At 58.2% G+C, this 22,719-nt stretch carries 21 protein-coding genes; 16 read left to right on the top strand and 5 right to left on the bottom strand.

All coding sequences use genetic code 11. The features are described from left to right. The first annotated feature begins 23 nt into the window (after positions 1-23). From QNI81_RS09850 to QNI81_RS09830, 5 genes are all read left to right on the top strand, one after another. On the top strand, positions 24-269 hold the full coding sequence (locus QNI81_RS09850; protein WP_005616501.1) for an accessory factor UbiK family protein: 246 nt from the start codon (positions 24-26) through the stop codon (positions 267-269). A 528-nt stretch (positions 270-797) separates the two neighbouring features. Next, entirely contained in the window at positions 798-1,298 is a 501-nt protein-coding gene (locus QNI81_RS09845; protein WP_005616499.1) for a type III secretion system chaperone family protein, read from the top strand. A gap of 61 nt (positions 1,299-1,359) precedes the next feature. Then, entirely contained in the window at positions 1,360-2,175 is an 816-nt protein-coding gene (proC, locus tag QNI81_RS09840) for a pyrroline-5-carboxylate reductase (RefSeq protein ID WP_283966385.1), read from the top strand. Next, the gene (locus tag QNI81_RS09835; RefSeq protein ID WP_009179036.1) at positions 2,168-2,518 is read left to right on the top strand and encodes a tRNA-binding protein; all 351 of its coding nucleotides are present in this window, start codon (positions 2,168-2,170) and stop codon (positions 2,516-2,518) included. Before proC ends, QNI81_RS09835 begins: the two co-directional genes overlap by 8 nt. Further along, positions 2,518-3,486, top strand: a complete 969-nt coding sequence (locus tag QNI81_RS09830) for a 2-hydroxyacid dehydrogenase (RefSeq protein ID WP_283966384.1) — start codon at positions 2,518-2,520, stop codon at positions 3,484-3,486. Before QNI81_RS09835 ends, QNI81_RS09830 begins: the two co-directional genes overlap by 1 nt. 95 nt (positions 3,487-3,581) lie before the next feature. Here QNI81_RS09830 and QNI81_RS09825 read toward each other — a convergent pair whose 3' ends face one another. Next, on the bottom strand, positions 3,582-4,184 hold the full coding sequence (locus QNI81_RS09825) for a thymidine kinase (protein ID WP_283966383.1): 603 nt from the start codon (positions 4,182-4,184) through the stop codon (positions 3,582-3,584). Between the two features lie 500 nt (positions 4,185-4,684). Between QNI81_RS09825 and QNI81_RS09820 the strand changes: the two genes are divergently transcribed. Further along, on the top strand, positions 4,685-5,146 hold the full coding sequence (locus QNI81_RS09820; RefSeq protein WP_005616493.1) for a hypothetical protein: 462 nt from the start codon (positions 4,685-4,687) through the stop codon (positions 5,144-5,146). A gap of 13 nt (positions 5,147-5,159) precedes the next feature. Continuing rightward, a complete protein-coding gene (gene arsH / locus QNI81_RS09815) occupies positions 5,160-5,885 on the top strand; it encodes an arsenical resistance protein ArsH (protein ID WP_283966382.1) in 726 nt (241 codons plus the stop codon). A gap of 76 nt (positions 5,886-5,961) precedes the next feature. Here the strand turns inward: arsH and QNI81_RS09810 are convergent, their stop codons facing one another. Next, positions 5,962-7,086 (bottom strand): beta-ketoacyl-ACP synthase III, encoded by a 1,125-nt coding sequence (locus tag QNI81_RS09810; RefSeq protein WP_283966381.1) that lies wholly within the window; start codon positions 7,084-7,086, stop codon positions 5,962-5,964. Between the two features lie 217 nt (positions 7,087-7,303). Between QNI81_RS09810 and QNI81_RS09805 the strand changes: the two genes are divergently transcribed. Genes QNI81_RS09805 through QNI81_RS09795 form a run of 3 tightly spaced genes read left to right on the top strand, consistent with a single transcriptional unit; the run spans position 7,304 to position 11,909 of the window. Then, positions 7,304-7,786 (top strand): MarR family winged helix-turn-helix transcriptional regulator, encoded by a 483-nt coding sequence (locus QNI81_RS09805; RefSeq protein ID WP_005616486.1) that lies wholly within the window; start codon positions 7,304-7,306, stop codon positions 7,784-7,786. After that, on the top strand, positions 7,783-8,844 hold the full coding sequence (locus QNI81_RS09800; RefSeq protein ID WP_065320805.1) for an efflux RND transporter periplasmic adaptor subunit: 1,062 nt from the start codon (positions 7,783-7,785) through the stop codon (positions 8,842-8,844). Before QNI81_RS09805 ends, QNI81_RS09800 begins: the two co-directional genes overlap by 4 nt. Positions 8,845-8,855: 11 nt before the next feature. Further along, positions 8,856-11,909, top strand: a complete 3,054-nt coding sequence (locus QNI81_RS09795; RefSeq protein ID WP_283966380.1) for an efflux RND transporter permease subunit — start codon at positions 8,856-8,858, stop codon at positions 11,907-11,909. Positions 11,910-12,429: 520 nt separating this feature from the next. On the opposite strand, the gene carB is transcribed toward QNI81_RS09795, so the two are convergent. Beyond that, positions 12,430-15,792 carry a carbamoyl-phosphate synthase large subunit gene (gene carB, locus QNI81_RS09790; protein ID WP_009178732.1) on the bottom strand — a complete coding sequence of 1,121 codons (3,363 nt, stop codon included), beginning with the start codon at positions 15,790-15,792 and terminating at the stop codon, positions 12,430-12,432. A 213-nt stretch (positions 15,793-16,005) separates the two neighbouring features. On the opposite strand from carB, the gene QNI81_RS09785 reads away from it, so the two are divergent. The 4 genes from QNI81_RS09785 to QNI81_RS09770 all read left to right on the top strand — a co-directional run bounded on the left by QNI81_RS09785 (position 16,006) and on the right by QNI81_RS09770 (position 20,318). Next, entirely contained in the window at positions 16,006-17,133 is a 1,128-nt protein-coding gene (locus QNI81_RS09785) for an aminodeoxychorismate synthase component I (RefSeq protein ID WP_283966379.1), read from the top strand. Beyond that, positions 17,088-17,735: an aminotransferase class IV family protein gene (locus tag QNI81_RS09780; protein ID WP_283966378.1), complete on the top strand. Its 648-nt coding sequence runs from the start codon at positions 17,088-17,090 to the stop codon at positions 17,733-17,735. Before QNI81_RS09785 ends, QNI81_RS09780 begins: the two co-directional genes overlap by 46 nt. Before the next feature lie 319 nt (positions 17,736-18,054). Next, positions 18,055-19,839 (top strand): aspartate--tRNA ligase, encoded by a 1,785-nt coding sequence (aspS, locus tag QNI81_RS09775; protein WP_065320800.1) that lies wholly within the window; start codon positions 18,055-18,057, stop codon positions 19,837-19,839. Between the two features lie 38 nt (positions 19,840-19,877). Further along, entirely contained in the window at positions 19,878-20,318 is a 441-nt protein-coding gene (locus QNI81_RS09770; protein ID WP_283966377.1) for a thioredoxin family protein, read from the top strand. 126 nt (positions 20,319-20,444) lie between these two features. On the opposite strand, the gene QNI81_RS09765 is transcribed toward QNI81_RS09770, so the two are convergent. Beyond that, on the bottom strand, positions 20,445-21,164 hold the full coding sequence (locus tag QNI81_RS09765) for a response regulator (protein ID WP_283966376.1): 720 nt from the start codon (positions 21,162-21,164) through the stop codon (positions 20,445-20,447). Between the two features lie 185 nt (positions 21,165-21,349). On the opposite strand from QNI81_RS09765, the gene mce reads away from it, so the two are divergent. Both mce and QNI81_RS09755 read left to right on the top strand, forming a co-directional pair. After that, a complete protein-coding gene (gene mce / locus QNI81_RS09760; protein ID WP_009179081.1) occupies positions 21,350-21,754 on the top strand; it encodes a methylmalonyl-CoA epimerase in 405 nt (134 codons plus the stop codon). Between the two features lie 69 nt (positions 21,755-21,823). Further along, a complete protein-coding gene (locus QNI81_RS09755; RefSeq protein WP_005632406.1) occupies positions 21,824-22,099 on the top strand; it encodes a DUF1467 family protein in 276 nt (91 codons plus the stop codon). A gap of 95 nt (positions 22,100-22,194) precedes the next feature. Here QNI81_RS09755 and QNI81_RS09750 read toward each other — a convergent pair whose 3' ends face one another. Further along, entirely contained in the window at positions 22,195-22,710 is a 516-nt protein-coding gene (locus QNI81_RS09750; protein ID WP_283966375.1) for a LysR substrate-binding domain-containing protein, read from the bottom strand. Positions 22,711-22,719: the final 9 nt, after the last annotated feature.

Here is a 22,719-nt window from a genome sequence, read left to right as displayed (position 1 = left end):
AAGACATGAACCGGGAGATGGCCATGCAGACCCGCAACAAGATTATGGATGATATTTCGCAATTGATGACCAACGCCATGGGCGTGGCGCAAGGCGCGAAGGATGAAGCCGAAACCGCGATGAAAAGCATGATTGATCGCTGGCTCGCGGATCGCGATTTTGTGACCCGTGAGGAGTTCGATGCGGTGCGTGCCATGGCACAAAAGGCCCGCGAAGAAAACGAGACGCTGAAGGCCCGTCTGGACGCGCTGGAAGCCAAGTCGAACTAAGGCTGGTTTCGCGCGCCGTTCAGGCACTGGCTGTGTCAGTGTTTTGAATGCGTGCGCTGCTTCATGGGAAAAGGGATGCGTTCACGCATCCCTTTTTCAGTTTGAGCCACTGTCGGAGACTGCGCACCGACAGTGGCGCTGACGCCCGAGGCCGTTGGACTGACCCAATAGTGAGCCGGGAGAGATCTCCTGCTCCTGTCGCAAGATTCGAATGGTTAACGGCGCGAAGGGTGAAATTTCGTGAGACCAGGCGATGGGTCTGGCCCGCCAGTTCCCATTCCGGGCCGCCAGTGTAAGCGGTTCGGGTAACGCTCTTATGTCAGCTTAACGCAACAACGATATTTTGCACGTTTTTTCCAGTCATCCACAACTTATTGCAGTTGTCCCCAAATAAAGGGTTGCCAGATGCGGACGGCAGGATCACCATATTTAGTAGGGAGCGGGGAAACTCTCCCCGTCCTTAGATCATACAGCTAGCATTAGGGGCACATCGGGGCTCCGTAAGCTAGAGACCAGAGAGGTGGCATCATGGCACTTTCCGAGCACGAGCTGCAGGACGACCTTCACCCCATCGATATCGTCGAGAACCTCGCCTCCCATCATGACTGGGATTTCGACCGGATCGCCGACGACCAGATCGCGATGGCGGTCGAAGGGCAGTGGCGCACTTACTCGTTGACCCTTGCGTGGTCTGATTACGACGAGACCCTGCGCTTGGTGTGTAGCTTTGAGATGGAGCCGCCAGAGGCGAAAGTGCCGCAGCTTTATGAGCTGATCAATCACATGAATGATCAGTGCTGGGCCGGGGCGTTCAGCTACTGGCCGGAACATAAGTTGATGCTATATCGCTATGGGCTGGTGCTTTCGGGCGGGCAGATGGCCACACCGGAACAGGTGGATGCCATTGTGCAGGCCGCAGTCAGCAATTGCGAGCGCTACTACCCTGCGATCCAATTGATGGTGTGGGGCGAGCGTCCCGCCAAAGAAGCGATGCAGGTCGCCATTGCAGAGGCCTACGGCCGGGCGTAAGTCTTACCCCCATCGACCGGTCGCTGACTGGCAGCAACCAATTGGACAGATGGGGGATATCATGGATATAGAACAGATCGCAGCACGAGGGCTGGTTCTTTTGGGCTGCGGTAAGATGGGGTCGGCCATGCTGAAGGGCTGGCTGGAACGAGGACTGCCACGCGAAGCGGTCTTTGTAATGGACCCCAATCCCTCCGAGTGGTTGAAAGGAACCGGTGTTCATATCAACGCCGAGGTGCCAGAGCAGCCTGCGATTGTGCTGGTTGCCGTGAAACCGCAGGTCATGGGGGCGGCGCTGCCGTCTGCGAAATCCTATGGTGGTGGCGGGACGCTGTTTATCTCTGTGGCGGCAGGCACGTCGATTGCAACCTTTGAAACGATGCTCGGGGAAGGGACGCCGATTGTCCGTGCCATGCCCAACACACCCGCGGCGGTCGGTCGCGGGATTACGGCTTTGATCGGCAACGCGTATGTGGATGAGATGAAGTTGGCTCAGGCCGAGGCTTTGCTGCAAGCTGTGGGGCAGACTGTGCGTCTTGAGCATGAGGGCCAAATGGATGCAGTGACCGGCGTCAGTGGCTCTGGGCCCGCCTACGTGTTTCATATGATCGAGACATTGGCAGAAGCAGGTGTGGCCCGGGGGCTCTCTGAGGAGCTTGCGATGCAATTGGCAAAAGCGACGGTTGCGGGCGCGGGTGCGCTTGCGGAGGCCGCAGATGAGGACCCAAGCCAGCTGCGGGTCAATGTGACCAGCCCGAATGGAACCACGCAGGCGGCGCTGGAGGTTTTGATGGATGAAAACACAGGCTTCCCGCCGCTGCTCAAGCGCGCGGTTGAGGCCGCCGCGAAGCGTTCGGAGGAATTGTCCCGTGGCTGAGATTTCTTTTGATGACTTTCTCAAGGTCGATGTGCGCGTGGGCACGGTGCTGCGGGCAGAACCCTATCCGGAGGCCCGTAGGCCTGCGATCAAGATGTGGATCGATTTTGGCGATGAGATTGGCGAGCGAAAATCCTCGGCACAAGTGACGGCGCATTACACGCCCGAGGCTTTGGTCGGCAAACAGGTGATGGCAGTGGTGAACTTCCCACCGCGCCAGATCGGAAAATTCATGTCTGAGGTTCTAGTGCTTGGCCTGCCGGATGAGAGTGGCGAAATCGTATTGATCGGCCCGGATGGTGATGTTCCGGTGGATGTGCCAACCGGTGGGCGGATGCACTGATGGGTGCCCATGCAAATGGACGTGTTCTGATCGCGCGGCCGATGACCTCAGCTGTTGAAGCGCGCGCGCGGTCAGAATTTGATGTGAAGTTCCGCCAGAGCACACAACCGATGAGCCGTGAAGAGATGATCGCGAGCCTTCGAGATTTCGACGTGGTGGTGCCGACATTAGGGGATGCCTTTAGCGCTGAGATATTTGCTGAGGTTCCAAAACCGCGTTGTCGGTTGCTGGCAAACTTCGGGGTTGGTTTTAATCACATCGACGCGGCTGCGGCGCGTGCGGCTGGGATCGAATTGAGCAACACGCCCGGTGCGGTTACGGATGCCACGGCGGATATTGCCCTGACGCTGATGTTGATGACCGCCCGCCGCGCTGCCGAGGGAGAGCGGTTGGTGCGGTCTGGCCAGTGGCAGGGCTGGCATCCGACGCAGATGTTGGGGCTGCATCTGTCCGGTAAACGGCTTGGGGTCGTTGGATTGGGACGGATAGGCGATGCGATCGCGCGCCGGGCACATTTTGGCTTTGGGATGGAGATTTCCTATCTGGCACGCAGCGATAAAACGACGGATTACCCGGCTGTTCGTGCGGAAAGCCTGATTGCCTTGGCGGCGTCAGTTGATATGTTGGTGGTGGCCGTTCCCGGTGGTGCAGGAACGCATCACTTGATCAACGCAGAGGTGCTGAGTGCGATGCGCTCTCATGCGCATTTGGTCAATATTGCCCGCGGGGAAGTGGTGGATGAAGCGGCACTGATTGCTGCGCTACAGACCGGTCAGATCGCTGGGGCGGGTCTTGATGTTTATGAGTTTGAGCCCCACGTGCCGCAAGCATTGCGGGCCTTGGAAAATGTTACCTTGCTGCCGCATCTGGGCACCGCGACAGAAGAGGTGCGCAGTGCCATGGGGCATATGGCGCTGGACAATGTCGCAGCCGTCCTGCGGGGAGAGACTGTTCCCAACCCGGTTTGAACCTATTGTCCTGACGCCTGTCACATGAGGGGCGCTGCCCCTCTGGGCCCTCTGGGGCCCATTCACCCCGGGATATTTTGGGTTAGAAGAATGGCCTAGCTGCCGTCTGATGACGCTGGGAGATCGCCCATTGCAGCGCGCCAGTGGCGGCGGCAGAGTGAGACGTAGGTTTCATTGCCGCCGATCTGAACCTGATCGCCTTCGGTCAACACATTGCCCTGATCGTCTTGGCGGACCACCATCGTGGCTTTCTTTCCGCAATGGCAAATGGTGCGGACTTCTCGCATTTCGTCCGCCAGCGCCAGCAGGGTGGCGGAACCGGGAAAGAGGTTGCCTTGAAAATCGACCCTGAGACCAAAAGCCAGCACTGGAACACGCAGATCATCTACCACACGGGCCAGTTGCCAGACCTGTTCGCGGGTCAGGAACTGGGCTTCATCGACAAAAACCGCAGCGACGGCTCCCTGTTGCAGGCGGTTCGCGATTTTCTCAAACAAGTTATCTTCTGCGGCGAAGATGTCTGCCTCGGCGCTGATGCCGATACGAGATGCTATCCGACCGGTGCCCGCGCGGTCATCGACGCGCGCGGTGAGCAGGTAGGTCTGCATCTTGTTTTCGCGATAGTTGTGAGACGCCTGCAGCAGAACCGTGGATTTGCCCGCATTCATCGTGGAGTAGTTAAAATAGAGCTTGGCCATGGGCAGGGTCTAACCGCATCGCAGGCTTTAGAAAAGATGAAAGCTCTGATGTGCTGGGCGGTTGATGGGCGAGGGGGCGTTGCCGCAACGTCATCGCGCCGGTTGTAGTGCTCGGTTCGGTCAAAAAACGCATTGGGGACCAGAGTGTGACCTTAATGTGGTCACGCAATTATCACATATTCGTGTGGTGTGACGCCCCCAAAGGATAGAGTGCAGCCCAGAACGCCAAGCGCTTAATACTGAACTGTTTTTTGTCCTTTGGGGGACATCAGATCGGGCAGACCAATTGCCTCTTTAAAAAGACCGATCACTCACTCACAGAGCCGGCCCTTTAGATCCAGCGTGACCGATACACACACTCACACCACTCTTGAAAATCAAGCCGTCACGCCGGGTCTGGCAAAGATATGGCAATTCGGGTAAGCAAACTTAATGGGAAATTAATCGCGAGGTTCCCCGATGCGTATGCGCGGGGACATCCACTTGGGTAAAAGAGCATTATGGCGGATATCGGGACGTATCTGAAGAAGCATACCGAAGCACTTGTGAAGGATGTGGGGATCGAGGCCGCCTGCCAGATCACCGGAAAATCAAAAGCCACATTAGGGCGCTATTATTCTGAGAATTCGGAGCATGCCGACAGGTTCATCCCGGTCGATGCAGTTGCAAAACTCGAAGGGGCTGCGTCATTTCCGCATGTCACTTCTGCGCTTGCGGATCTGAAAAACATCACGCTGTCATACGCGTCTGGTGAGAAGGGTGCCGTGTCACGCCCCGGCGGTGTAAACACAGATGTGATCGCATTGAGCAGACGTTTTGCGCAACTGATGAGCGAGTATCAAGATGCGATCGCGGATGGCATTATTACCGTGAACGAGGCCAAACGCCTGTTGAAGGAAACGGTTTTGTTGCAGCAGGTGCTTTTGGATATGAAGCTGCATCTGGAAGAAGAGAGTGGCTGAAAAGCCTGGTCTCATGCCTGTGGACCTCGATGATCTACCAGAAATCGTAGACGGCGCGTTGCATCCAATTGATGTAGATCTGTTGGCTGCACCTGACGACCCGCATCATCCGCCGCGCATTCTGCTGCTTTATGGTTCACTGCGTGAGGTTAGTTATTCGCGAAAGGCAGCTGAAGAGGCCGCGCGCGTGCTGCGGGCCTTAGGCTGTGAAACACGGGTTTTCGACCCTTCTGGTTTGCCGTTGGTTGATGACGAAGGCGCGGGAGACCACCCCAAGGTCCAAGAATTGCGCAGTCTTGCGCTGTGGTCCGAAGGGATGGTCTGGTCCAGTCCAGAGCGTCACGGCGCGATGACAGGGATCATGAAGCTGCAGATTGACTGGTTGCCTCTTGCCCCATTGGGCGGCATTCGACCAACGCAGGGCAAGACGCTTGCGGTGATGCAGGTTTGTGGCGGCTCGCAGAGTTTCAACGCGGTTAATCAGATGCGCATTCTGGGCCGCTGGATGCGCATGGTCACGATCCCCAACCAGTCGTCCATACCCAAGGCTTGGCTTGAGTTTGCTGAGGGGGATCGGCTGCCTGAGGGGGCCTATTACCGCCGGATCGTTGATGTGATGGAGGAGTTGGTGAAATTCACTTGGCTCACACGTGGACGCAGCGCTTATCTGACGGATCGCTATTCCGAGCGTGTGGAAACTGTTGAGGCCGTTCACGCACGTGTGTCGAAGACCAGCTGACGCGCATTAAGAGCCTGATGTGATAAAGCGGTGCGCGCCCTGACCGGGCGCGCGCTTTTTTTGTTGGGGAGTGGCGTCAGGATTTGCGGCGCAAAAGAACAGAACCGACAGAATACCCGGCACCGAAAGAGCAGATCAGGCCGGTCTCACCATCTGTCAGGTCGTCCGAATATTGCGAGAAGGCGATGATCGATCCAGCAGATGAGGTATTCGCATAGTCTTGCAGGATGTTGGGTTGCTCTTCTGGTTCAGGAGTGCGTCCCAATACCTTTTTGCCAATAAAATCATTCATCGTTTTATTGGCTTGGTGCAGCCAGAGGCGTTTGAGATCCGCGGCTTCCACACCTTCTGCCGCCATATGGTCGGCGATGTGCTGGCTGACCATGGGCAACACTTCCTTAAACACTTTGCGACCGTTTTGCATGAATTGCATATCACGACGGTCGGCCACCCCATCCGGGCGGGAGCGGCGCAAATAGCCGTTGTTGTTGCGGATGTTGTTGGAAAATTCGGTGGCGCAGCGCGTTGAGAGGATCTCGAAATGCGCGCCGGTGGCGTCTTGGCCCCGCTCAATCAGCGTCGCGGTGGCCACATCGCCAAAGATAAAGTGGCAATCTCGGTCGCGCCATTCCAGGTGCCCAGAGCAGATTTCGGGGTTCACGACCAATGCCGCGCGGATGGAGCCGGAGCGGATCATATCTGCGGCAGCCTGAATGCCAAAGGTTGCAGAGGAACAAGCGACATTCATATCAAACGCAAAGCCCTTGATACCCAACAGCTGTTGGATCTCGATGGCGACGGCGGGATAGGCGCGCTCCATATTGGAAGCTGCGCAAATCACCAGATCGATGTCTGCGGCAGTTTTTCCCGCCTGCGCCAGCGCTTTTTGGGCGGCATCAACGGCCATTTCCGCCATGATGCCAGGCTCGTCATCGCTGCGCTGTCGCAGCTGCGGGTGCATGATTTCAGGGTCAAGCACACCAGTTTTATCCATCACAAAGCGGTTCTCAATACCCGAGGCTTTGAGGATAAACTCCTCGGAGGAGTACTGGAGGGGCTCGCGCTCACCGGCGGCGATGGCCTCCGCATGCTCTGCGTTCTGCAGGTCCACATAGGCGTTGAAGGCCTTGACCAGTTCTGCGTTGGTGATGCGTTCGGATGGGGTGTAGACCCCTGTGCCGGTAATGGCAGCTGTGTACATTTTAACGTCCCAGGTCGCGGGCCCACTGTTCGGGCCTTGTCTCAAGGTGGCGCATATAGGGCCCGTTTCAACACTCAAGGTCAAGGGTAGCATCGTATTCTGACCTGCATGCCCTTGGGGCAGTTGGATGTGTTTTTAAGGAAAGTTCCGGGAAAAACCTGACATGTACCTTTAAATACTTCACGCGGTGAACTATTTGGCGTGCAGGAGTCGAGATATGACCACTGAACATTCAGATATTTGGGAACTTTACACGCCGGAAGTGCAGGCCATGATGGGGGTCTTTGCACTGCACTGGCAGTTGGAGCAACGTCTGAATGACGTCTGTCTTGAGGGGCAGCTGGGGCGTTCTGAGCACCAGTTGCTGCTGATCCTCGCGCGGCCTCGCCGCATGGGGGAACTGGCACGGCTGACGCGCAAGACGCCGTCTGCAATGACAGCAGCTGCGGCTGTGCTGGAGCAACTAGGTCTGATCCACCGGGTGAGGGACCCCGGTGATGGCAGAGCATGGTTGTTGGAACTGACGAATGAGGGGCGCAAGCGTCGAGAGCAATTGGTCGATGCGGCATCCGGGATATTTTACGAAACATCGGGCCTGACGCGGGATGAAGCGGAAATCCTCGCCCGGCTCGCACAAAAAATTCACAATAAGGCCGTTCAGTCGGGCGCTGTGGGACCCTGTGAAGGAGATCAGACATGACAATGTTATCAATCCGGGCTGTGATGCTTGGGGTGGTTCTTGCGGGGCCACTGGCAGCGCAGGCGCAGGATGAAACGCTAGCCAAGGAACTGCTCAAACCGGTCAAATTGATGACCGCCGATGGGGGATCAGCCCCGCTGGAGCGGCGGTTCTTTGGTCAGGTCGCAGCGAAAGAAACGGTCGATCTGGCCTTTCAGGTGGGCGGTCAGGTTCTGGAACTGCCGGTGACCGAAGGTGATGTCATCCCGGAAGGCGGATTGATTTCGCAACTTGATCTGGAGACGTTCAAACTGCAGCTTGAGCAGGCGGTTTTGAACAAGCAGCAGGCAGATCGGAACAAGGAGCGCAACGCGCGTCTTGCGGGTACGGTGAGCCAAGTGGCGATTGAAGACGCCGAAACTGCGGCTGGCCTTGCCGAAGTCGCGCTTCGCACCGCGCAAACCAATCTCGATCATGCCACGCTCTATGCGCCTTTTGATGCGCTTGTTGCACGGCGTGAGGTTGCGCAATTCTCGACCGTTTCTGCAGGCACCCCCATTGCGCGCCTTCATGACATGTCAGAGCTGCACGTGGAAATCGACGTTCCTGAACTTTTGTTCCAAAAGGCCAATGAGAGCGATGCCTTTGAAATCGTGGCGACCTTTCCCGGTAGCAAGAATGAGTATCCGCTTGAGATCCTCGAATATGTCGCAGAAGCCTCTGCGGTGGGGCAAACCTACCGGGTGACCCTTTCGATGGAGCCGCCAGAAGACCGCCATATTCTGCCGGGCGCCTCGACCACTGTGAGTGTGCGCGTCATGACAGGGCTGCACCGCATTGCATTGCCTGCGACGGCCATTGTGACAACACCAGAGGGTGTGACAGGGGTTATGATTTTCACCCCGACAGGTGCCGATGCGGGCGCGGTCACATGGACCGAGGTCGAAATCGAACCCAACCAGTTTGGCACCTTTGATGTGCTATCGGGTGTAAACGACGGTGACGAGGTGGTTCTGACCGGGGGCGCTGCGCTCAAGGATGGGCAAGCCGTACGTCGCTTTGTCGGCTTCAGCAATTGAGGCACTGAAACATGGACATTGCACGCGGATCTATTCAGCGGCCACTCTACACGTGGCTGATCATGCTCTTTGCCCTGTTCGGGGGCATTTGGGGCTTTCTCTCTCTGGGTCGACTGGAGGACCCGGCCTTTACCATCAAACAGGCGGTGATCCAGACCACCTATGCAGGCGCCAGCGCCGAACAAGTAGCGCTGGAAGTCTCTGAACCATTGGAATCCGCCATCCAAAAGATGGAGGAAGTGAAAGAAATCACATCGATGAACCGGCCGGGCGTGTCGATCATCGAAGTGGAAATGCAAGACACATATGACGGCTCTGAGCTGCCGCAAATCTGGACGAAACTGCGGGCCAAAGTACGTGATGCCGCGCGTGGGCTGCCGGACGGGGTCAGTGAACCGCTGGTCAACGACAGCTTTGGTGATGTGTTTGGGATTTTCTACGCTGTGACGGCGGAAGGCTTTTCCGACAAGGAGAAATACGAACTCTCCACCTATCTCCGTCGGGAACTTCTGACCGTCGACGGCGTAGCAGATGTCGACATCGCAGGATTGCGCAACGAGACGATCTATGTCGAGCCTGACATGCCGATTGCCACGAACCTCGGGGTGTCGGTGAACGCGATTGCCAATGCCATTGCGACATCAAACTCGGTCACGCCAGCAGGGGAGATCAAGGCCGGGTCGATGAACACGATCCTGCAGACGCCGGAGGGGTCAGATTCCGTCTCGGAGATTGCGGGCCTCACGGTGGGTGTCGGTGGTGAAACCATCAATATTATCGACATCGCCAACGTTTGGCGTGGGCGCGAGATTGATCCAAGCGAGCTGATCCGTTTCAACGGTGTCGAGGCGTTCACGCTTGGTGTGTCGGGCGTTGCCAATGAAAACATCGTTGATGTTGGTCACCGTGTGGACGCTAAGCTGGCCGAATTGGACAGCGATATTCCTTTTGGCGTCGAACTCCACCCGATTTATCAACAGCATATCGTGGTTGAAAAAGCCTCGAACGACTTCCTTGTGAACCTTGCCATGTCGGTCGCGATTGTCATCGTGGTGCTGGCGCTGTTCATGGGGTGGCGTGCGGCTGTTGTGGTTGGCTCAACGCTGCTTTTGACGGTGGTGGGGACGCTCTTTTTCATGGCGTTGTTCTCGATTGAGATGGAACGGATCTCGCTCGGTGCGCTGATCATCGCCATGGGGATGTTGGTGGACAATGCCATTGTGGTTGCCGAAGGCATGCAAATCTCCATGCAAAAAGGCAAATCCTCACGCGAGGCTGCCCATGAGGCTGCATCCAAAACGCAGATCCCGCTTCTGGGGGCGACGGTCATCGGCATCATGGCTTTTGCGGGTATCGGCCTTAGTCCGGATGCCACGGGTGAGTTCATGTTCTCCCTCTTTGCGGTGATTGGCATCTCATTGCTGTTGAGCTGGATCTTAGCGCTGACGGTGACTCCTCTGCTGGGGCACTACTTCTTCAAACGCGGCTCTGGCGACGATCAGGACAGCTACAGTGGCTTCCTGTTCCGCAGTTATGGGGCGCTGTTGCGCGGGGCACTGAAAGCGCGTTGGCTCGTGGTGGTTGGTCTGGTTGGCATCACCGTGATGTGTTTCATGGGCTTTGGTCTGATCAAGCAGCAGTTCTTCCCGAACTCCAACACGCCCTTGTTCTACGTGCATTACAAGCTCCCGCAGGGAACCGCGATCGAGACCACGTCAGCACATATGGCGGAGGTTGAGGACTGGCTTGCGGCGCGTGATGACGTGGTGTCCACAGCCACATTCGTGGGGCAGGGCGCGACACGTTTCCTGCTGACCTATGCCGGAGAAAAGGCGAACCCCAGTTACGGACATTTGATTATCCGTACCAAAAACCTAGAGCAGATCCCGCCGTTGCAGGCGGAACTTGAGGCTTGGGGTAAGGAGCATTTCCCGGAAGGGGAGTTCCGCACCGAACGGCTGGTCTTTGGTCCCGGTGGCGGCGCACCTGTTGAGGTGCGCTTCTCCGGGCCGGATCCGGCCGTGCTGCGCACACTCGCGGAAGAAGCAAAGACTGTGCTTGAAACCGAGAGCACACTCACGCGTGATATCCGTCATGACTGGCGCGAGCAGGAATTGGTGCTAAAGCCGATTTATGCAACGGACCGGGCACAAACGGCGGGGATCACCCGCGAGGCGATCGCCAACGCGCTGCAGTTTTCCACCAATGGGGTGACGACGGGTGTGTTCCGCGAACGCGAGCGGCTTATCCCGATCGTCATGCGCCAGCCGCCTGAGGACCCCTATAATGTCATGAATCAGGTGGTTTTCTCTGAAACGTCTGGCAGCTGGATCCCGCTTGAACAGATGATCGACGGGATCACTTATGAGGTGCAGAACACGCTCGTGCATCGCCGCGACCGGGTCTACACGATCACTGTTGGGGCAGATGTCCTGCCGGACGTGACAGCGGCCACAGCCTTCAATGAGGTGCAGGCTGCGATTGAGGCCATTGAGGTGCCGGTGGGCTACAAGATGGAATGGGGCGGGGAGCATGAAAACTCCTCCGAGGCCAATGAAAGCCTCGGCAAGCAACTGCCTTTGTCGCTGTTGATTATGGTGCTGATCTCGGTGCTGTTGTTCAACGCGATCCGTCAGCCGATCATCATCTGGCTGTTGGTCCCGATGAGCGTCAACGGTGTCGTTCTTGGCCTCTTGGGCACCGGGTTGCCCTTTACGTTCACGGCACTTCTGGGGCTTCTCAGCCTGTCGGGCATGCTGATCAAGAACGGTATTGTCCTGGTAGAGGAGATCGACATTGTTCGGCGCGAAGAGGGGCTGCCGCTGCGCGAGAGCATTGTGAAGGCCTCTGTGTCGCGTCTGCGTCCGGTGATGCTGGCGGCGATCACGACCATCCTTGGCATGGCACCTTTGATGAGTGATGCGTTCTTTGTGTCGATGGCTGTCACGATCATGGGCGGTTTGGCGTTTGCAACCGTCCTTACGCTGGTGGCCGCGCCTGTCTTCTATCTGATCTTTTTCAAAGGGGTGGAACGGCAGGAACAAAAAGCTGCTGCCGCAGCCTAAGACAATCGCCCTCATCTGTTTTGGGGGCGATGCGGCCGACATGCCCATTTCTCAGAGTGGCATGTCGTCAAAATAAGAAAAGCCCCGTGGACCTGACCCACGGGGCTTTTCCGTTATGGGGAGATCAAAGGTTGGCCATCTGTGAGGGGTGAGAGAGCAAATGATGACCGGAGGGAACATGATCTTCCGCTGCCCTTCTGGGCCGCTCTATGCAGGAATGAGTGTGCAGCCGCAGATGAGTCGTCGCAACGGGCGCGCCGTTAGATGCGCGCAAATATCAGATCCAATTGTCTGAAACTATTTGGGTTGGTCAGAGCGCTTTCCACCACATCATGCAGAGGATTGGAGGGTGGCGGTTGCAGCGCAGGCCCGAATGGGCCTGCGCTGCAACCGCCCGGATCGGATCGCCTATGGCGATCCGACCGCTCTTGGCCGATGGGCGGAGGTCAAAAAGAAACGCCCCCGAAAACCGAGGGCGTTTCTTTTTCGACAGAGTGCCAGTGGGCACGCATTCTGGTGTTTAGCCCTGAAGGCTTTTTACCTCGACCTCACCCTCAGCCTGCGCCTGAATGGCGCGTGCTGCAGCATGAGCGCCGGCTGCAGTTGTGAAGTAGGGGATCTTGTCATAGAGCGCCACTTCACGCATCGGTTTGGAGTCTTCGACGGCTTGCGTCCCTTCGGTCGTGTTCAGCACCAGCTGGATGCCACCGTCCTTGAGCATGTCCACCACATGCGGACGGCCCTCATAGACCTTGTTCACAATGGCGCATTCAACCCCATGACCGGCAAGCCAGCCTTGGGTGCCGCGGGTTGCGACCAGTTCAAACCCTTGACCAATCAGGATACGGGCGGTGTCGAGCATCACCTCGGTTTTATCCTGATCTTTGATCGAGATGAATGCGCGGCCCTTGCTGGGGAGGACCATGCCAGCGCCCATCTGAGCCTTGAGGAAGGCACGCGCAAAGCTGCGATCCCAGCCCATGACCTCGCCGGTGGAGCGCATCTCTGGACCCAGAATGGTGTCGACGCCGGGGAAGCGGGCGAAGGGCAGCACGGCCTCTTTGACGGAGAACCACGGCATATCCGGGTCTGCGAGCGTCATCGGATCGGCCATGGGGGTGTTCACATCATACCCTGCATCCGGCTCGTATGGGGCGCGTTGCGGGAAGTTTGAGAGCGGCTCTCCCGCCATCACGCGGGCCGCGATGGATGCAATCGCGCTGTCGGTGGCTTTGGCGACAAAAGGCACAGTCCGGGACGCACGCGGGTTCACCTCGATGAGGTAGATCTCATTGTCCTTGATTGCAAACTGCACGTTCATCAGGCCAACCACATTGAGCGCTTTGGCAAGCGCAAAGCTCTGCTCCTTGATGCGTTCAATCACGTCCTTATCAAGGGAATAGGGCGGCAGGGAGCAGGCGCTATCGCCGGAGTGAACGCCAGCCTCTTCGATGTGTTGCATAATGCCAGCGACATGCACATCGGTGCCATCACAGATCGCATCCACATCGAGTTCCACCGCACCAGACAGATAGCTGTCCAGCAGCACCGGGCTGTCGCCAGAGACCACCACGGCCTCTTTGATGTAGCGCTTCAACTGATCCATATCGCGCACGATTTCCATCGCGCGGCCACCCAGCACATAGGAGGGGCGAATCACCAGCGGGAAGCCGATTTCCTCAGCAATTTTCAGCGCTTGTTCATCGGTGGAGGCGATGCCGTTCTTGGGCTGTTTCAGGCCAAGTTCGTTGACCAGTGCCTGGAACCGCTCGCGGTCTTCGGCAAGGTCGATGGCGTCCGGTGTGGTGCCGAGGATCGGGATGCCTTCGGCCTCCAGCGCGTTGGCGAGTTTGAGCGGGGTCTGGCCGCCAAACTGGACGATGACGCCATGGAGCGTGCCGTTTTCCTGCTCGACCCGCAGGATCTCCATCACATGCTCCATCGTCAGGGGCTCAAAGTACAGGCGATCCGAGGTGTCATAGTCGGTCGAGACGGTCTCCGGGTTACAGTTGACCATGATGGTCTCATAGCCCGCATCCGTAAGCGCGAAACATGCATGACAGCAGCAATAATCAAATTCAATGCCCTGACCGATACGGTTCGGACCACCGCCAAGGATGACGACCTTTTTACGATCTGAGGGACGCGCCTCGCATTCCACCTCACCCATCATGGGGCTCTCATAGGTGGAGTACATATAGGGTGTTTGCGCCTCGAATTCGGCGGCGCAGGTGTCGATACGTTTGAACACCGCCTTGACGCCAAGGTTGTGACGGGCGCGGCGGACGTTGTCCTCGTCACGACCGGTGAGCGCGCCGAGGCGGGCGTCGGAGAAGCCGAGCATCTTGAGGGCGCGCAGCTTGTCTTCGCGCATCGGCAGGCCGTTTTTGCGAATTTCACGCTCGGCGTCGATAATCTCGCGGATGCGGGCGAGGAACCAAGGGTCAAATTTGGTGACACCCTGAATTTCGACATCCGACAGACCGTGACGCATGGCTTGCGCGATGGTGCGCAGCCGGTCCGGTGTCTGCTGGCTGATGGCCTTGATGACGGCTGCCTTGTCGTCGGCGCCAACGCTTTCCCAGAGACCGGCATGCACACCGGGAATATCGACTTCGTCAAAGCCGGTGAGGCCGGATTCCATCGAGGCGAGCGCTTTTTGCATCGATTCGTGGATGGTGCGGCCGATCGCCATTGCCTCGCCCACGGATTTCATCGCGGTGGTGAGGAAGGGTTCTGAGCCGGGGAATTTCTCAAAGGCGAATTTCGGGATTTTGGTGACGACATAGTCGATGGTCGGCTCAAAGGACGCAGGCGTCACCTTGGTGATGTCGTTGTCCAACTCGTCGAGCGTGTAGCCCACCGCGAGTTTCGCGGCGATTTTGGCAATTGGAAAGCCGGTTGCCTTGGAGGCGAGCGCCGAAGAACGGCTCACACGCGGGTTCATCTCGATCACGACCATGCGGCCATCATCGGGGTTCACGGCCCATTGCACGTTGGAACCACCAGTCTCGACGCCGATCTCGCGCAGAACCGCGATCGAGGCGGTGCGCATGATCTGGTATTCCTTGTCGGTCAGGGTCAGGGCGGGCGCAACGGTGATCGAGTCGCCAGTGTGCACGCCCATCGGGTCGACGTTCTCAATCGAGCAGACGATAATGGCGTTATCCGCTTTGTCACGGACCACTTCCATTTCGTACTCTTTCCAGCCCAAAAGGCTCTCATCGACGAGGATTTGGTTCACCGGCGAGGCATCCATGCCAGAGCGGCAGTAATGGATGTAGTCCTCGCGGTTGTAGGCCACGCCGCCGCCGGTGCCGCCGAGGGTGAAGGCCGGGCGAATGATCGCGGGCAGGCCGATGTCCTCGAGTGCCTCGAGCGCGATCTGCACACCGGCCTCAAGATCCGCACTGCCGTTGTCTTTTTTCGGAGCGGTGACGATGGTGGCCCGAGGGTTCTCAAGGCCGAGGCGGTCCATCGCTTCGCGGAAGAGCTTGCGGTCTTCGGCCATCTCGATGGCCTCGCGCTTGGCACCGATCATCTCGACGTTGTATTTTTCCAGCACACCCATTTCCTCAAGCGCGAGCGAGGTGTTGAGGCCGGTTTGCCCGCCCATGGTCGGCAAGAGCGCGTCGGGGCGTTCCTTCTCAATGATCTTGGCGACCACCTCAGGTGTGATCGGTTCGATATAGGTGGCATCCGCAAGGCCCGGGTCGGTCATGATCGTTGCCGGGTTGGAGTTCACGAGGATAACGCGGTAACCTTCTTCGCGTAGCGCCTTGCAGGCTTGTGCGCCGGAATAGTCGAATTCGCAGGCCTGGCCGATGACGATGGGCCCGGCGCCAATGATCATGATCGACTTGATATCGGTTCTCTTCGGCATGGCGGGCGTCCTTTTGACAGAAATTACGGCGTGGCAGTCTGAATCAGGCGCGGGCAGCGCCCAAATTGTCCTGCGTTATAGGCAGCGAGACGAAAGGTGCAAGGGGGATCGGCGTTGCGGTGCAAATTGCCGTTTTCGGGCCTTTCGTGTGGCGGCCAAACCGCTATATGCGGGGGGCAAGGGAGACATTGACTGCTCACGGAGACCCTGACGGTGCAAATCCGCTTTGACAATGGCCCATTTGGGGCTGCGGCGCAGTTCGAGGCACCGCTGGAGCTGATCCGCGCGGAGCGGCCCCATGAGGTGCGCCCAGCGCTGGCAGCGCTGGATCGCGCGCGAAGCGCGGGGCATTGGGTCGCGGGGTATGCATCATATGAACTGGGTTATGCGCTGGAGCCGCGACTGGAGCATAAGCTTCCCACGCACCGGCGTCTGCCGCTCTTGCAATTTGGGGTCTACCGCGCGCCGGTGCAGGCTGATGTTCCGCTTTGGGCTGGCGATGCTGGAGTTGGGGAAAGCACGGCGCGCTGGAGTGCGGCGCGCTATAGGCAGGCCTTTGATACCGTAAAAGCCTATATCGGCGCAGGCGATATTTATCAGGCCAATCTGACCTTTCCGATTGATGCGAAGGTTTGGGGCGGGGCGGAGGCGCTCTATGCTGCCCTCGCAGAGCGTCAACCGGTGGGATACGGGGCGCTCATCACGCAAGACGGTCTGCCAACGATCCTGTCGCGCAGCCCTGAGCTGTTTTTTCGTACATCCTCAGACGGCGTCATTGAAACGCGGCCCATGAAAGGCACGCAACCGCGCAGTCAGGACCCAGTGGAGGACGCCCGCCGCCGCGCGTTCCTTCAGGTGGATGAAAAAAACCGCGCTGAAAACCTGATGATTGTTGATCTGCTGCGCAACGACATCAGCCGGATCGCTGAAACCGGTTCAGTACATGTGCCTGAACTCTTTGCAGTAGAAAGCTACGCCACCGTGCATCAGATGGTCTCACTGGTGCGGGCACGGCTGAAGGCCGGGGCTGGTTTGGCTGATATATTCGCAGCGCTTTATCCCTGCGGTTCTATCACCGGAGCACCAAAAATCCGTGCGATGGAGGTGCTGCACGAGCTGGAGCCATGGGCGCGCGATATCTATTGTGGCTCCATCGGCTGGGCTGCGCCGGACGGGCGGTCGGAATTTAACGTGGCCATCCGCACCATCATGCTGGAGGGCGATGCGGCCACGTTCAACGTAGGCGGCGGGCTGGTGTGGGACAGCACTGCCAGCTCGGAATATGAGGAAGCATTGTGGAAAGCCCGTTACGCGCAAGTGACGACCCCGATTTCCGCCTGATCGAGACCTTTGCTTTTGTGCCAAAGCTGGGCGTGGCGCGGCTTGAATTGCATCTGGCGCGCATGGCGCGCAGTGCAGAGGTCTTTGGGATCGATTTCGACCTATCTCAGGCACGTGGTCGGGTGGCTGGCCTGTCCGGTGCTGTTCCACTGCGCTGTCGATTGACCCTTGCCCCGGACGGGCGGTTTGAGCTGATGACGACAGCGATGCCCGCGCCTGCCGATAGGTGGCGATTTGCAATAGCGGATACGTCGTTATGGTCCCGAGATCTGTTTCTGCGCCACAAGACAACACGGCGTGGGGTTTATGACCGTGCAAGGCACGCTTTGCCTGCAGGGATTGATGAGTTGGTGTTTTGCAACGAGCGCGGTGAAATCTGTGAAGGTACAATCACCAATGTTGTCGTGACACTTGAAAAAGGCCTGCGAGTGACGCCACCACTGTCTTCGGGGGGCTTGCCCGGAGTGTATCGCCAGGGCTTGATTGACGCGGGCCACGTGCAAGAAGCCGTCCTAACGGTTGCAGACCTGAGGGATGCGAAGGCAATCCATCTTGTTAACGCGCTGCGCGGCGAAATTCCCGCCGTTTTGATTGAGAAATAGAAGACGGTTCCCGCACCCTCGGCGTGCCCTGCCAAGCAGGACCCTTGCGGCCTTGGGCGCGCTGCCACCGCGGGTCCCCGAGGGGACCCGCGCCGGGTCCAACGGGAGCGGAGGCATTTTCTAATGCGCTCCGCGACGGGCGGGAGAGCCCCCGTGCTTGTTATGCGCTGGCATTCTACGGCGAATGGCCGCGAAAGCGCATCAAATCGCCCACGTTGCTTGACAACTGGGCGGGAACCTTGTGTACGGAAGGTAGAATTTTGCTTGGGCCCGGCACACGCACGCGTGCCCCCGCCGCAGACCGAAAGAGACCAGATCCATGCACGCATTTCGCAGCCATACCTGCGCCGAACTGAACAAATCTCACGTGGGCGAAACCGTTCGCCTCTCCGGCTGGGTCCACCGTGTCCGAGATCACGGCGGCCTGTTGTTCATCGACCTGCGCGACCACTATGGCGTCACGCAAGTCATGGCCGATCCCGACAGCCCCGTGTTTGCCGAGATCGAAAAGGTCCGCTCCGAATGGTGTATCCGCATCGACGGAGAGGTAAAGGCGCGTGACGAGAGCCTTGTGAATGCCAAGATCCCGACCGGTGAGATCGAAGTGTTCATTCGCGACATCGAAGTTCTGGGCAAATCCGAAGAGCTGCCGCTGATGGTCTTTGGCGAGCAGGAATACCCGGAAGAAACCCGCCTGCGCTACCGCTACCTCGACCTGCGCCGCGAGAAGATGCAGCGTAACATGGTGCTGCGCTCCAACATGATCCGTTCCATCCGCAACCGGATGTGGGATCAGGGATTCAACGAATACCAGACACCGATCATCACCGCATCGAGCCCTGAAGGCGCGCGCGACTTCCTCGTGCCGTCGCGTCTGCACCCGGGCAAGTTCTACGCGCTGCCGCAGGCACCGCAGCAGTTCAAGCAGTTGATGATGGTCTCGGGCTTTGACAAGTATTTCCAGATCGCGCCCTGTTTCCGCGACGAGGACCCGCGTGCCGACCGTTCGCCCACCGATTTTTACCAGCTCGACATGGAAATGTCCTTTGTCACCCAGCAGGATGTGTTCGACACCATCGCGCCGGTGATCGCAGGCGTGTTTGAGGAGTTCGGTCAGGGCCGCAAGGTGGACGCAGCCAACGAGTGGCCGCAGATCTCCTACAAAGACGCGGCCCTGTGGTATGGTTCGGACAAGCCGGACCTGCGCAACCCGATCAAGATGCAGGTGGTCTCTGAGCATTTCGCAGGCTCAGGTTTTGCGATCTTCGCCAAACTGCTGGAGCAGGAAGGCACCGAAATCCGAGCCATCCCCGCGCCCACCGGCGGCAGCCGCAAATTCTGTGACCGCATGAATGCCTTCGCGCAGAAAGAGGGTCTGCCGGGCATGGGCTATATCTTCTGGCGCGAGAAGGACGGTGAAATGGAAGCGGCCGGTCCGCTTGCGAAAAACATCGGCCCTGAGCGCACTGAGGCGATCCGCCAGCAGCTTGGTCTTGGCGTGGGGGATGCGGCCTTCTTCCTCGGTGGTAAGCCGAAGACGTTTGAGGCGGTCGCTGGACGGGCGCGCAACGTGATTGGTGAAGAGCTGAACCTCACTGACAAGGACCGCTTTGCCTTTGCCTGGATCGTGGATTTCCCGATTTATGAAAAGGACGAAGAGACCGGCAAGATCGACTTTGAGCACAACCCCTTCTCCATGCCGCAGGGCGGGATGGATGCGCTCAATGGTGATCCGCTGGACGTGCGTGGCAACCAGTACGATCTGGCGTGTAACGGCTATGAGCTGGTTTCTGGTGCGATCCGGAACCACAAGCCGGAGATCATGTTCAAAGCATTTGAGATTGCAGGCTACGGCAAGGAAGAGGTCGAAAAGCGCTTTGGCGGTATGGTCAACGCGTTTCAGTACGGCGCCCCGCCGCATGGAGGCTGTGCAGCCGGTATCGACCGGATGGTGATGCTCTTGGCGGATGAGGCCAACATCCGCGAGGTCATCATGTTCCCGATGAACCAACGCGCCGAAGATCTGATGATGGCCGCCCCATCCGAGCCCATGTCAGAGCAGCTGATGGAATTGGGCCTGCGCGTGATCCCGCAGGACGACTGATGCTGAGGCGTCGACAGTTTATAATGGGGGCGGCCAGTTTGGCGGCCCCTTTTCTTTGGCCAGTGCGCGTTTCCGCAGATGCCGGGGCTGCGTCTTTCAACACAGGCGGCATTACTTGGCACAGCTATGCTGAGGGGCTGGAGCGGGCGCAGGTCGAAGGCAAGCCGATTTATATGCTGGTGCACGCAACTTGGTGCCCGACATGTCGCGCATTTCGTTCCGTTTTCTTTGAGCGCCGCGTAGAGGTGCTCTCTCAAAAACTCATATTCGTGTTGGTTGACCGCGATCAGGAATCGGAAATCAGTCAAGCCTACGCACCGGATGGTGACTATGTTCCGCGTTCAATGATCCTCTCGCCCGAGGGCGTATTGCAGGGGGCGCTCACTTCCGGACGCAGTGACTACCGCTATTTTTTGCCAGTAGAAAACCCGGGCCCGCTGATTGGTCTGTTGCAGCGAGCACTGGAGATCCGGATCTAACGAAGCCCGAACCGACGACGGGAGGAGCGGGGCTTTCTCGCATCCAGTCGGCTCGGGATCAGGCGGGACTGAAGCCCGAGTACGATGATCAGGGTCAGTGATGCGATCAGCAACGATTGTAGCATGTTAGATCGCGATCTTGCGATGTAGCCGCTCTTGCACGAGGTCGGCAATCATTGCGGTTTCAACTGCCAGCGGTCCGCCGGATTTCCGGGTTTCCGCCAGACAGGTTGCAGCAGTTGCCAATGGCGTATCTCCGACGCTGCGAGCGACACCACCAAGAAATTGCGCCAGATAGTCCAGCGTGCGTTCGTCCTTGGCCTCGTCCAGAACCTCTGCGGCATGCGCCATATCATCACGAAACGCGAGCATGTCAGGCTCCACCGCCTCATCGGTGACCGGGCGCGGCCCAATCGGCTGGCGCTCGGGAGGCATATTGCTGAGGATCGCATTCTGAAATGCCGCGAGAGACAGGATCGGTTTGGGTAAAAATCCATCGGCTCCTGCCTGCATCGTGGCACTCTCGGCATTCTCATCGCCAGAGGTGCCAAGGATGACCGCAACGCGCGGCGAGGCTGTCGAGAGCGCTTCGATCAATTCAGCGCCCGAGCCATCAGGGAGGCCGAGGTCAATAATGACGACAGACGGGCGATAGACTTGCAGGTGTTTTCGCGCTGACTTCAGGCTATCGGCCCGACGGATGCGCGCGCCACTGCGCAAACACAGCAAACGCATTGCCTCACAAGCATAGCGGCTGTCTTCTACCACTAGGATCGTCAAACCCAGAAGCGGGCGGCGTCCACTCCCGAGGCGGGCTGCGGAAGCAAAAAGATCCGAATCGTCCATGTCCTGACCTCACTGATTACATGCCCTCAACGCTATGGATTCTGGGCTAACAAGTTCTTAATAGGCGGCGACGTGACGTCTGGACGCGGTCAGTTTCAACCGGGGCGTGTGCGTGCGGGCTTGCAAGAAACATGCGGTTTTGATCTTTACGCAGATATATCGTTTCAAAACCAAGGATGCCTGCCATGATCGGACGTTTAAACCATGTCGCCATCGCTGTACCGGATCTGGAGGCTGCTATGGCTCAGTATCGAGATGCGCTCGGCGCAAATGTCGGTGCCCCCCAAGATGAACCGGACCATGGTGTGACGGTGGTGTTCATCGAGTTGCCCAACACCAAGATAGAACTGCTCTATCCACTGGGGGAGGGGTCTCCGATCCAAGGGTTCCTTGACAAAAATCCAGCTGGCGGGATTCACCACATTTGCTACGAGGTCGAAGACATCCTTGCGGCGCGCGACCACCTGAAAGCACAAGGAGCCCGCGTTCTGGGCACGGGAGAGCCGAAAATCGGTGCCCATGGTAAGCCGGTTCTTTTCCTGCATCCCAAAGATTTCAACGGCTGCCTGGTGGAACTCGAACAGGTTTGACGCTAGATGCACCGCAGAGCGCGCGATCACGCCCCTCTGCATGCCTCAGCCTTTTGAAAGGAACGTCTCATGGGTATCACGTCCGGCATCGTGCTTTATGCGGTCATCTGGTTCATGACCTTTTTGGTGGTCATCCCGATCCGGCTGCAGACGCAGGGGGATGCGGGAGAGATCGTGCCGGGCACTCATGCCGGGGCACCTGAGCGCCACTATCTGAAGCAGAAGGCATGGATCACCACCGGTGCAGCTGCCGTGATCTGGGCGGTCATTGCCGGGGTCATTTTGACAGGGGCGGTCAGTGTCAGCGACTTTGACTGGTTTGGTCGGTTGCCGCAGCGTCCCTGAGCAATCAAGGCTGGAATGCCCCGAAGTCTCTGAACTGCGTTCCGACCTTCTGTTCTGATGTGTTTGCCCTGCGCTGAGTGCTGACTCGCGCGGGGTTATTCATTCCAAAGCATACGCAGCGTATCATGCCCGGCCTCATCAGGTTGACTTTGGCCACGGTGGGATAGCGCGGTTTCAATCGTCATCAGCAACCATTGCAACCGTGCGGAATTTGAGAAGCGGCGATGCCACACCAGATCGTATTGGTTTGGCGGCAGCTCAACAGGAAAGGGGGAAGAGGCCAGAATGCCTTCGGTATTGCGGGCGGCGCGCGCGGGCAGGCTGGCCAGCATATCGGTTCCCTGCAGCAGCCGGATCAGCATCCAGAGGTTCGGAACCCCCAAGATAATCCGGCGATGTATGGCCAGCGCTTCTAGTTCGGTCTGCAACACGCTCTTACGGCCCTGTCCAAACGCCACGGTCGCATGCGAGGCAGAACAGTAATCGGCAATGCTCTCAACGGGGCCGCGTACTTTGGGATCATAGAACACCCGCATAGTATCTTGTGACAGAGCCATGTGACACAGGGTGTTGGAGTACGACCGCGGCCGCAATGTCAAAACGACATCCACCTGCCTTGT

It is taken from the genome of Tritonibacter sp. AK171 (assembly GCF_030127025.1).
Classification (GTDB): Bacteria; Pseudomonadota; Alphaproteobacteria; order Rhodobacterales; family Rhodobacteraceae; genus Epibacterium; species Epibacterium mobile.
The sequence above is the reverse complement of the archived record's forward strand: the minus strand, read 5'-3'. Positions and strand labels throughout refer to the sequence as shown.

Excerpts from the sequence above, each read along its gene's own strand:
- QNI81_RS09755 (WP_005632406.1), top strand. The coding sequence starts at position 21,824 with ATGGGTATCACGTCCGGCATCGTGCTTTATGCGGTCATCTGGTTCATG.
- QNI81_RS09810 (WP_283966381.1), bottom strand. The coding sequence starts at position 7,086 with ATGTACACAGCTGCCATTACCGGCACAGGGGTCTACACCCCATCCGAA.
- QNI81_RS09830 (WP_283966384.1), top strand. The coding sequence starts at position 2,518 with ATGGGTGCCCATGCAAATGGACGTGTTCTGATCGCGCGGCCGATGACC.
- QNI81_RS09825 (WP_283966383.1), bottom strand. The coding sequence starts at position 4,184 with ATGGCCAAGCTCTATTTTAACTACTCCACGATGAATGCGGGCAAATCC.
- QNI81_RS09820 (WP_005616493.1), top strand. The coding sequence starts at position 4,685 with ATGGCGGATATCGGGACGTATCTGAAGAAGCATACCGAAGCACTTGTG.
- aspS (WP_065320800.1), top strand. The coding sequence starts at position 18,055 with ATGCACGCATTTCGCAGCCATACCTGCGCCGAACTGAACAAATCTCAC.
- QNI81_RS09800 (WP_065320805.1), top strand. The coding sequence starts at position 7,783 with ATGACAATGTTATCAATCCGGGCTGTGATGCTTGGGGTGGTTCTTGCG.
- arsH (WP_283966382.1), top strand. The coding sequence starts at position 5,160 with ATGCCTGTGGACCTCGATGATCTACCAGAAATCGTAGACGGCGCGTTG.
- QNI81_RS09850 (WP_005616501.1), top strand. The coding sequence starts at position 24 with ATGCAGACCCGCAACAAGATTATGGATGATATTTCGCAATTGATGACC.
- carB (WP_009178732.1), bottom strand. The coding sequence starts at position 15,792 with ATGCCGAAGAGAACCGATATCAAGTCGATCATGATCATTGGCGCCGGG.
- QNI81_RS09795 (WP_283966380.1), top strand. The coding sequence starts at position 8,856 with ATGGACATTGCACGCGGATCTATTCAGCGGCCACTCTACACGTGGCTG.
- QNI81_RS09765 (WP_283966376.1), bottom strand. The coding sequence starts at position 21,164 with ATGGACGATTCGGATCTTTTTGCTTCCGCAGCCCGCCTCGGGAGTGGA.
- proC (WP_283966385.1), top strand. The coding sequence starts at position 1,360 with ATGGATATAGAACAGATCGCAGCACGAGGGCTGGTTCTTTTGGGCTGC.
- mce (WP_009179081.1), top strand. The coding sequence starts at position 21,350 with ATGATCGGACGTTTAAACCATGTCGCCATCGCTGTACCGGATCTGGAG.
- QNI81_RS09805 (WP_005616486.1), top strand. The coding sequence starts at position 7,304 with ATGACCACTGAACATTCAGATATTTGGGAACTTTACACGCCGGAAGTG.
- QNI81_RS09845 (WP_005616499.1), top strand. The coding sequence starts at position 798 with ATGGCACTTTCCGAGCACGAGCTGCAGGACGACCTTCACCCCATCGAT.